Genomic DNA, 7967 nt, shown 5'->3' with positions numbered 1-7967 from the left:
CCCGGTCGCCTGGCCGGTCAACCTCGTCCTGCTGGACGTCACCGACGACCCGGTCGCCACCTGGATGAGGGACACCGTCCGGCCGTTCTACCAGTACGGCCACTGACAGGCGGTCACTGACAGGCGGGCCCCCCCCGCCCCGCCCCCCCCGCCCACCCGCGCCCCCGCCCGCAGCCCCCACGCCGGCTCCCGGTGCCGCACAAACCCGTTACACGCCTGTCGACTTCGCAGGAAGAGCGACCTTTATGCTTCTCAACAGGCGTTCACCAGACATGTTCGAGTAGTTCGCAGGCGAAGACCGCAGGCGATGCGGTCGGCCGGAAGTGTCGGCCGACGGCGTCGTTCGGCGCACCACACAACGGGGTTGTTCGTGTCCAAGTGGGACATCCAAGTCGAATCCGTCCGGGGGGTCCTCGGCAAGACCGAGGACACGGCGGGGAAGTTCGAGGGCGAGTTCACGGCGTACACCAACGCCTTGGCGAGCGCCGCCAAGTCGGCCGGCACGATGGCCCCCGGGGCGAAGCCCAAGAGCGGCACGCCGGGCCCCGTCGCCGCCGCGCTGCAGGAGTTCGCGGACAAGACGTTCGACGACCTGCGCTATCTCCCCGCCCGCGCCGCCAAGTCGATCGCCGGAGCGGCGCAGGCCACCCACGAGTACGTCTCCGGTGACCTGAGGATGGCGGCCAACGCCCAGCACGACGCCATTCCGGACCCGAAGCTTCCCCCGGTCAAGGCGGAGGGGGACAAGGGCAAGTGATCGGCGATCTCAGCGACATACCCGAATTCAGCGGTGACCTTGACCAGTTGGAAAAGGACGCCGGCGCGCTGAAAAAGACCGCGTCCGACATCCGCGACACCGGCCGGGACGTCCACAACGACTTCCAGGGCCTGACCTCCTGCTACAGCGCCCCGGAAGCCGACCAGCTCTTCCACACCACTCTCCCGGTCCGGGACAAGGCCGACGCCTTCGCCGACAAGCTGGAGACCGTCAGCGGCGCCCTGTCGGCCTTCGCCAAGGACGCCCGGCCCCTCGTCCAGCGCATGGACCAGCTCAGGAGCGAGGCGGCCGCCTTCCGCCAGTCGATCGAGGGGGACGACGACTGGCGCAAGGACCAGAAGAACATCGACAAGAACGCGCACCTGGTCCACGAGATCGGCCGGGTCTGGGGCGAGTTCCAGGAACTCGAGCGCGCGACCGCCACGAAGATCGACGGCCAGGTCGACGGCACGCGCTGGATCCCCGACGACGGCTCGCACAAGAAGGGCATGTACGGCTTCACCGCCGACGACGCGGCCAAGGCCGACGACACCCCCTGGGGCAAGGTCGACGAACGCGAGTACACCGGCCTGGCCGCCGCCTGGCACTGGACCAAGGACAACGTGGGCGGCGCCCTCAAGGGCTTCTTCGTCGACGGTGTCTGGGGCACCATCAAGGGCCTGGGCCACATGGTCAACGTCTTCGACTGGGACACCTTCACCAAGACGTGGAAGGGCATCGGGGACGTCTTCGGCGGCGTCAGCGCGTACATCATGACGCCGTACGACTGGGCCATGGACAAGATGTTCGGCCCCGCCGACCACAGCGACACCGACCGCCAGAAGAAGGCCCTGCGCGACTTCGGCAAGTCCCTCATCGCCTACGACGAGTGGGGGACGAACCCCGCCCGCGCGGGCGGGACCGTCACCTTCAACCTCCTCACCCTCGGCGCCGGAACCTTCCTCAAGCTCGGCAAGGCCGGGTCCCTGGCCGCCAAGGCCGGCGAGGCGGGTGAGGGGGCCTCCGCGGCAGGCCGCGTCGCCAAGGTCGCCGACGCCTTCGGCAAGACCGGCAGGCTCGTGGACCCCATGACGTACGTCGCCAAGGGCGCGGGCTTCGCCAAGCTCAAGGTCGGCGACATGATGGCGGGCCTGAAGGAACTCCACTCCGGTGCCGCCGACGACTTCCTCCACGGCGCGGACACGCCCCACACGCACGGCCCGGTCAGCGTCTCGGACAAGTCCGTCCGCTTCCCGGACGGCACGGTCCTCCACGAGGACGGCACCATGCTCACCCCGGAGGGCAAGCCGCACCAGGACCCGATCCCGGTCGAGTCCTCGGCCGCGGAACGCGCCGCGCGCCACGAAATCACACCGCCGCCGCACCTGTCCCAGCCCACGCACACACCGCTCCACGCGGACCAGCGGGTCCCGGCGCACGTGGGCGGCGGCAGCGGGGCCGAGGGCACCTCCCACTCGCCGTCGATGCACTCGGACGGCGGCGGAACGGGCAACACCGGCCATTCCGGTGGCGGGCACGACAACACCGCCCACACAGGTCACACCGGAAGCCCTGGCGGCGAATCGACGGTGCAGGACACGCATGGCACGCAGCCTGTCGGCGGAAGTGGCCACACGCCGCCCGGCAGTGGCGGGCACGGCCACGGCCACACCGGTCCGACCGGTCACAGCGAGGTGGGTGAGGGGCAGCACGGCCCGGGTGGCCATGTACCGTCGAACGAGCCGCCGATCGCGATGACGCCGGAGGAAAAAGCGGCCTATGAGCAGCACCTCCAAGAGGTCGAGCAGCGGCACCGCGAGGATTTCGATGTCCTGAAGCAGGACCCGGACCACAAGGGCAAGGTGAAGCCGTCCGAAATGGACGAAGCCCGCGTCGCCCTGGATCTCCGTGAAAAAGGAAAGGTTCCCCAGGACATTCAGCGCCCGCCAGGGGCCAATCAGGGCGATCTCTACTCCCCGAGCACGGGTGTCTTCTACGACATCAAAGGTGTGCACTCCGACTGGCCTCCGCTCAACAACGTCCGGGACAAGTCGCAGCCGTTCAAGGGCGCCTACGACCCGGCGAACAACGGCAGGTGGGTCGCCAAACTCGAGGACCAGATCGTCGTCAAGAAGCGCACGGTCATCCTGGACATGCGCAACGCCGACCAGGCAGCGATCGATGACGTCCGAGCGATAATTGAGCAGAGAGGCTGGGAGGATCACGTTGTCTGGTACCCGTGATGCCGAGAACAGGATCAAGGTGCTGCCCGCCGACCCGGAGGCGGCGGCGGTTCTGAAGGATTGGGCGGCTCAGGAGGATGCCCTCCTGGACGTGGCAGGGCTCGACCTGACCGGCGCCGACATCTCGGGAGCGGACCTCGCGAACGGATTGCTGACGGAGACGGTCCTGCGCAAGGCCAATCTCTCCGGCTGCGACCTTTATCGCGCTCACCTGGAGTCGGCCGTCCTCGCCGAGGCCGACCTCTCCGGCGCCGGCCTCGTGAAGGCTGTCCTCGACGAGGCCTCCTTGACCGGAGCCAACCTGGACGGCGCGGATCTGGGCAGTGCGGAGCTCTGGGGCGTCGACGCCTCCGGGGCAAGCCTGCGAGAGAGCAGGCTGCACGGTGCGGCCCTGCTGGAGACAAAGCTGTACGGCGCGGACCTGTCCCATGCGACGGTCCAGGAGACTTCTTTCAAGGTGTTCCTGGACGACCGGAGCATCGTCGAGGGGTTGACGGGCACCGTTTTCGGCCCTGCCCGTGTGGCCGGGGCCGAAGGAGTGCGGGAACTCAATGGCCGGGACCTCGAGGTCTGGCTGAACGAGCGCGGAGCGCGAGTGGAAGTTCTCACCCCCTGACCCGGGCCGCACCCTCGCCCGACGGGCGACTCCACGCGTGTCAGCACCGCCGGCAGGTCCTCGGGCCCGGTGACTCGTCGGGATCGTCGGAAGCGGATCGATCACAGAACGAGGCTGACGGTGGACAGGGTGTGAACGCGCGGGCCGCGTACCGGCACCCGGGCAAGCGACCGACGACCGACCAAGAGGAAAAGACGGGGCACTCCGCATGACCAAAGACGTGATCGCGCTGACGGAGCGCATGCCGGATGCGTGGAGCGTCCTGGCCGGTCTGCTCGCCGGCGGCCCCGATCTGCATGTCCGGTCCGCCGCCGAGGGAGCGGTCGTCCAGCTGTGCGACGCGGAGGGGCGCCCCCTCGTCTCGATCGAGGCTCCGTTGCAGCTCCACGTGCCGGGCGAAGCCCGGCGGCTGCTGGGTGCCACGGGCATCGACGGCACCCAGCAGTGGTGGACCGAGGCCCGCGCCTCCACCGCGGTGCCCGGCGCCGAACGCCTCGCCGGGGCCTTCGCCGCGCGCCTCACGGCCCTGCTGGGCGGCACCGTCTGGCCGCCGGACGCGCCCGGCGCCGACGACCCGTCCCACCCCGTCGACACCTCCGGCATCACGGCCGTCCCCACCCCCGCCGCCGCACAGCCCGCCGTCGACGTGCTCACCGACAAGGTCGCCGTGGTCCTCCAGGACCGGCCCGTCATCGCCATGACCGGCTGGCTGTCCGAGGCCCTGCGGGCCGCCCTGCAGAGCGAGCGCGCCCTGCAGATCGTCACACCGCGCCACTGCCGTCTTTCCCTGCCCACCGGCACCGCGCTCACCGGCCCGCCCACGCGCTGGGTCGTCCAGGACCCCGACTGCGGCTACTACGACGGCCTCACCGGCGCCGTCCTGCGCTGGCGGGACGGCGCCTTCCGGACCGCCGAGGACTCCGACGGCCACACCCCGCTCGCGTCGGCCTTCGCGAACGCCGCCCGCACCGGCGAACGCCAGCTCCTCCTGCGCTTCCGCACCGTCCACCAGCCCGAGGCCCATCTGGTCCTCGGCGGCGCCCTGGAAGCCGCCTGGCAGTCCCTCGCCGGCGAACTCCCCACCGGCTGGGGCACCGCCGAACCCGCCAACCTGCCCTGGTCCCGGCGCCACCTCACCGACCTGGCCTACGAACGCGCGCCCCGGCCGACCTGGACCGTCGTCGTCGGCTCGGCCGACCGGCCCGCCCTCGCCACCCTGCGCGTGCTGCGCACACCGGAGGGAGTCGAGGAGGACGTCACCCCCGCCGTCGGCTTCCGCGACGGCGAGAAGCCGCCGGTGTCCGCCGTGGCGGACCTTGCCGCCGAACTCACCGCACGGCACAACCTGCGCCCCCTCCTCGCGCAACGGCGCGAGGCCCGCGCCGACCTCACCGTGCCGCCGCACTTCGAACGGCCACCCGTGCCGTTCGGCTACGCCCTCGGCCCCACCGAAGTCGCCGAGGCGGGCCCCGCCATCGCCGCCCGCCCACCGCTCACCACCAGCCCCGTACGACTCGGCGCCGCGACCAGGCCCGGCTACTACTACCCCCTCGGGGACGGCGAGTCGGTCGAGGGCTGGTCCGCCTTCGAAACCCTGCTGCGACACCTGCGCGGCACCCCGTAACGGCGCGCGCGGGGGCGAGGCGTGCGCAGCCGACCAGGCACCGCTCGCGATGACGTCCGCGCGGCAATCGAGCAGAGAGGCCCGGGGGATCACGTTGTCCGGTATCCGTGATGCCGAGAACAATATCAAAGTGCTGCCCCGCCGACCCGGAGGCGGCAGCGGTTCTGAAGGGCGACCGTGGAACGACCCTGTGACGCGAATGGGTTCGGCGGAGTCGATGGTCGATCGGTTGACCGTCATCAACTGGACCGACTATGCCACAGGGGACAAGCATGAAGCATCTCGAACCCTGCTGATGCGCGAATTTCTTCGCCGGACTGCCCTGTGGGTACATTTCCTGGGGGGAACTGAACGCTGGCCGTTCTTCAATATAGCGGAACGCATCGATCCTTCGGTGCGCGCCGATCCTGGTTTGATCGAGCGACTGAACGAATTCACCGAAGAAAACATTCCGGAATTCATCGCCCGGCGCATGTGCCGTGCGGCCGTTCACTGGGCCGAACTCCAGGATTCCACTCAGGTGAGGCTCCCGGACCTGCCGGATCCCTATGAGCCGCTCGTTGTGCTGTACGAACGGGCGGTGTGTTCTTCGTCGAGAACGGAGTGGCCGACTTCGCGTTGCGACGTGTACCGCTCCGCACCTGGCACGCTCACCTCTCACGGGCACCTATCGTGCAGGTGGACCCACTGGTCCTGGACGCGGTGGACAGGGAGGCGAAGTGATGGCGCGACGGACGGGTTCTTGTTCGCTGCCATGAAACCCGTCGAAGACGTACTCGGTTACTGACGGAAGCGTTGCAGGAGGCGAGCAGGAGTGATGACACGAGTAACGCGACATGTCAGGCCAGAGGCAGTTGACGCAGCAGCGGTGCAGGTCCTGGCAGAGGACCTGGAGGACAGTCTTGGCAGCCTTGGGCAATCGCCTGCCATCTTCGCACTGACCCTGGATGAGACATTGACAATGGCTCAGGCTCGTCTCGCACTCGATCCGGATGCGACCGAGTTGGAAACTTGGGAAGCAGTTGTCTGCGCGATGCAGGTAGGAACGGCCGCATTTGCAGCGGCACAAACCACGCACGACGTCGTTGAATGCCGGATCATGGATGAGATTCGCAGCGTGCAGGCGACGGGGCCGCAGTCCTACGCCAATGCGGGAAATTGGTTGACAACTCTTTGGTTCATCATCGTCTGCCGGGACCAGGAGCGCATGAACGCCATGTGCAATGTTCCTATCGAGCTGCTCCGCGCATCTGGCGCACACGGTGACGAGTACGTATACAGATGGGTGGACGCACTTCAAGCATACTGGCTGGAACGTCCCGGACTTCTCGACATAATCCAGTCCGCGATCGAGGCATCGTATCCAGAGATTGCCACTGTTGCACCGCGAGATCTTCTTCAGAACATCCTCTATCAACCCATCAATCTTTTCTCTTATTTTATCCGCAGAGATCATGAAGGGTTCAACAGGACACTCGCGGAAGCCCTCGCACTGCACAAGTCCTACTGGACCGCATCCGAAGATCGGGCTCGTGACCTCAACGGGACCATCGCTCTCGGTCCGCTTGCCGTCGCCTGCCTCGCCTACGATGCGGGATTCCCGATCGACGTCGAGTCCGCATACCTCCCCAAGGCACTGTTGGAGGGGACTTGGGTCGGCGAGTTCGAGACCTGATGGTCCGCTGGATCAGGCAGGAGGTCAGAAAGATGACACGTCTCCAGGAATTGCTCCGTACGGATTTCGACGGTCATCCTACGGATGACATCGACGACGTCATCCTCGACGCATTCGACGACCCCAGATACCGGGAACGCGTCCCCGGCATCATCCAGTTGATGAACGACCCGGCGGCACCGGAGTCCGAACGCTTCCTCGCCTGCCTCGCCCTGACCACGTGGGCCGAGCCGCAAGGCTACGAAGCTGTGCTCCGAGCTGCGGCGGATCCGAAGAACGCCCCGTGGTACGGCGTGCTGATCGACCGGAAGTTCTCTGTGGACAGCACATTTGCTCAGCTGGCGACAGCCGCCGGCGAGAGGGACATGGTCGCCGAGAAGGGCACCAAGGAACAGCGCGTCGAGGTATTGCGCGCACTCGTTCGGCTCGCCGACCGCGAATACTTCGAGGACGAACTCGGCGAGATCATCGACGATGACACGCTCATGCTGCTCCTGGATGACGTTCGGGACGTCGTGGAACGCGGGGTCCGGTTCATCGCGGACGGCGGGAAGCGGTCGTTCGACCTGACCACCCAGCTCGTCGACCTGGCTGTCGGTGCGGCCAGGGTCGACGTGCCGCTGGCGGTCGAACTCACCCAGCGCGGGCTGAGCGTGAGTTCGTCGCCGCGTGCGCTGCGGCATGCCGTCACGCTCATCCACCGTGCACCGGGGCCCGAGGGGCAGCGCTTCGCCGAGTATGTGATGTCCATCGGTGACGAGGAGGTCCGAATGCTTGTTCGCGAGGCTGTCGCAAGGACGGCACCCGCAAGAGCTTGAAGCTCCACGACGAAAGCGGGTGGAGCCCCGTCACCCCTCCCTGTGCCGTCCCACCTGATCCGCCCGGGCTCCCGCCCTGGGCAGGACCGCCCACGTACGCGTACCTCCACCCGGTTCCCGCGCGGCACCGAACCCCCAGTCACCGCCGCAGGCGCGGACCACACAGGCCGGCAGCCGCAACGCCGACCTGCGGCGCGCGTCGCATGCGGCGGCGAGGCGGGGGTGGGTGTGGCG

General features: G+C 68.0%; 8 protein-coding genes and 1 pseudogene. 8 read left to right on the top strand and 1 reads right to left on the bottom strand.

All coding sequences use genetic code 11. The features are described 5' to 3' along the window. The 8 genes from GV126_RS34730 to GV126_RS34695 form a co-directional block, all read left to right on the top strand. Nucleotides 1-106, top strand: a 106-nt coding sequence (locus GV126_RS34730; protein ID WP_201299989.1) for an enhanced serine sensitivity protein SseB C-terminal domain-containing protein, incomplete at its 5' end; no start/stop codon positions are given. A 264-nt stretch (nt 107-370) separates the two neighbouring features. Further along, nucleotides 371-757, top strand: coding sequence for a DUF6507 family protein (locus tag GV126_RS34725; RefSeq protein WP_185948021.1), 387 nt, complete (start codon nt 371-373; stop codon nt 755-757). Continuing rightward, nucleotides 754-3000, top strand: coding sequence for a hypothetical protein (locus GV126_RS34720; RefSeq protein ID WP_159675309.1), 2247 nt, complete (start codon nt 754-756; stop codon nt 2998-3000). The genes GV126_RS34725 and GV126_RS34720 overlap by 4 nt, the downstream gene beginning before the upstream one ends. Then, complete coding sequence (locus tag GV126_RS34715; RefSeq protein ID WP_159675306.1) at nt 2984-3616, top strand: pentapeptide repeat-containing protein; 633 nt, start codon at nt 2984-2986, stop codon at nt 3614-3616. The genes GV126_RS34720 and GV126_RS34715 overlap by 17 nt, the downstream gene beginning before the upstream one ends. Nucleotides 3617-3824: 208 nt before the next feature. Next, the gene (locus GV126_RS34710; RefSeq protein ID WP_159675304.1) at nt 3825-5240 is read left to right on the top strand and encodes a DUF6177 family protein; all 1416 of its coding nucleotides are present in this window, start codon (nt 3825-3827) and stop codon (nt 5238-5240) included. 229 nt (nt 5241-5469) lie between these two features. Continuing rightward, a complete protein-coding gene (locus GV126_RS34705; protein ID WP_159675302.1) occupies nt 5470-6027 on the top strand; it encodes a hypothetical protein in 558 nt (185 codons plus the stop codon). Nucleotides 6028-6108: 81 nt separating this feature from the next. Next, nucleotides 6109-6915 (top strand): immunity 49 family protein, encoded by an 807-nt coding sequence (locus GV126_RS34700; protein WP_236570380.1) that lies wholly within the window; start codon nt 6109-6111, stop codon nt 6913-6915. Nucleotides 6916-6947: 32 nt separating this feature from the next. Further along, nucleotides 6948-7733: a hypothetical protein gene (locus GV126_RS34695; protein WP_236570379.1), complete on the top strand. Its 786-nt coding sequence runs from the start codon at nt 6948-6950 to the stop codon at nt 7731-7733. Nucleotides 7734-7763: 30 nt separating this feature from the next. Here the strand turns inward: GV126_RS34695 and GV126_RS37025 are convergent. After that, nucleotides 7764-7967 (bottom strand): annotated as a pseudogene (locus tag GV126_RS37025) (hypothetical protein); the annotation flags it as partial.

It is taken from the genome of Streptomyces mexicanus (genome assembly GCF_902506575.1).
Lineage (GTDB): Bacteria > Actinomycetota > Actinomycetes > Streptomycetales > Streptomycetaceae > Streptomyces > Streptomyces mexicanus.
Note: the sequence above shows the minus strand (reverse complement) of the source record. Positions and strands in the feature narration are given on the sequence as shown.